We start from the raw sequence: 1,566 nt of genomic DNA on the forward strand, positions 1-1,566 counted from the left end.
TGCAGAATCTTTCAATGCAAAAGTCAAGCATTTCAGAGCACAACTTCGGGGTATCATTGACAAGAAATTCTTTCTCTTCAGACTAACAAGATTGTATGCTTAATCCACACACTTTTTCAGGTGAGCCGAATATTTGCATCCAAATTGTCAAGCAATTCAGAAATGCGAGTATTCACATCTATGGAATCAATATATCTCATCTTAAAAATAAGGCTTTAACTTATTTACCGTATCCATAATAACATCCCAATTTTGATGTTCAACCCAATTCCAGCGTTCTGGAGTACCAAGAGCACTAGAGAGTTTATATCTTAGATATTGAGATCTCAAAGTTGTTTCTGGATTAAATACCATTATACGTGAATCTTCAACATACAAATATCTTTCGCACTTCTTTGCAAACTCATAAGCTTCTGTCAGAGTATCAAATGTATTCCCTTCCATTTCTGACTTTACAATATCAGAAATACAAATATCAACAGGAATACAATGTAGATGTGCATGGAAACAATGGCGATGATCCTTGCCTATCAAGCAAGATCCCGTTTTTCCATGCTCATAGAAGATGCATGCGCCATAAACTATATTCAAGACATCTTTAACTTTCTCTTTTAAGTCAATAAACTCTTGTAAAATTTCACTTGATATATTAGCACAAGCTGGAATGTGCTCCTTAGATACAATCAATAGATAGCCTTCAACTATTGGACCCAAAGAAACCATTACATAGAAATTATCTGTTGCATACAGGATTCGCTCCTTTTCTGGCGGATAACAGAATCTACACGTTTCTTCTAACTGACAAGCTAAATCAACGATATTGTTCACTCTTTTATTTTCCTTTCCCTTATCTTCACCGCTGGATTACCTTGATATATTCCGTTCTCTTCCATATCCTTTGTAGCCACACTGCCTACAGTTAGTATGGCATTACGATGGACTGTTACTCCAGGACATACTGTTGTCTTTGCGCCTATCCATGCTCCATCCTCAATATGAATAGCAGCATTGCGATATGGCATAGAGGATATGGTGTAGTCGTGGTTTCCGGTCAGGAGCAAAGCACCCTGTGATATGCACACATTGCTGCCAATGACCACTTTGTCAAGATTGTCAATCCAGCAATCTTCACCTAACCAACAGTCATCACCTACCACTAAGTTCCATGGCGACTTGATGATTACATTGTTCTTTATCACCAGTCCTTTTCCTATCTTTGCCCCGAACATGCGAAGCAGTTTTATCTTAACACCCATAAATGGATTCCATGAAGCTCTTACTATAAGAGCATTCACGAAATACCATAAAGTTGTTTTTAGAAATCCTGCCCCTTTGTTGAAATCAGTTCCATCAAAATCTTTTAATTTAACCGCCAAACTCATAATACATTTATTCCAATATTTTTTTATACGAATCGACTAATGACCTTTTAAAAGAAGTTCTATATAACAAGAAGCGATTTCTATTCTCGTCTTTAATTTTAAGAAAAACTTTACTCTTATTATTATAAAAGTATTCTAATTTGTTTGCTAAATCCGTAGAGTCTTCAGATTTAAACATTGTTTC

General features: G+C 35.9%; 2 protein-coding genes and 1 pseudogene. 1 reads left to right on the plus strand and 2 read right to left on the minus strand.

Going from position 1 to position 1,566, the window contains the following annotated elements:
• Window positions 1–103, plus strand: a pseudogene (locus CHL74_RS16525) (ISAon1 family transposase); the annotation flags it as partial.
• A gap of 98 nt (window positions 104–201) precedes the next feature.
• Here CHL74_RS16525 and CHL74_RS15295 read toward each other — a convergent pair.
• Together CHL74_RS15295 and CHL74_RS15300 are read right to left on the minus strand one after the other, a co-directional pair.
• Window positions 202–828 (minus strand): HIT domain-containing protein, encoded by a 627-nt coding sequence (locus CHL74_RS15295; protein WP_094882008.1) that lies wholly within the window; start codon window positions 826–828, stop codon window positions 202–204.
• Window positions 825–1,382, minus strand: a complete 558-nt coding sequence (locus tag CHL74_RS15300) for a WcaF family extracellular polysaccharide biosynthesis acetyltransferase (protein WP_094882009.1) — start codon at window positions 1,380–1,382, stop codon at window positions 825–827. Before CHL74_RS15300 ends, CHL74_RS15295 begins: the two co-directional genes overlap by 4 nt.
• Window positions 1,383–1,566: the final 184 nt, after the last annotated feature.

It is taken from the genome of Prevotella sp. 885, assembly GCF_002265625.1.
In the GTDB taxonomy this organism is placed as follows: Bacteria; Bacteroidota; Bacteroidia; order Bacteroidales; family Bacteroidaceae; genus Prevotella.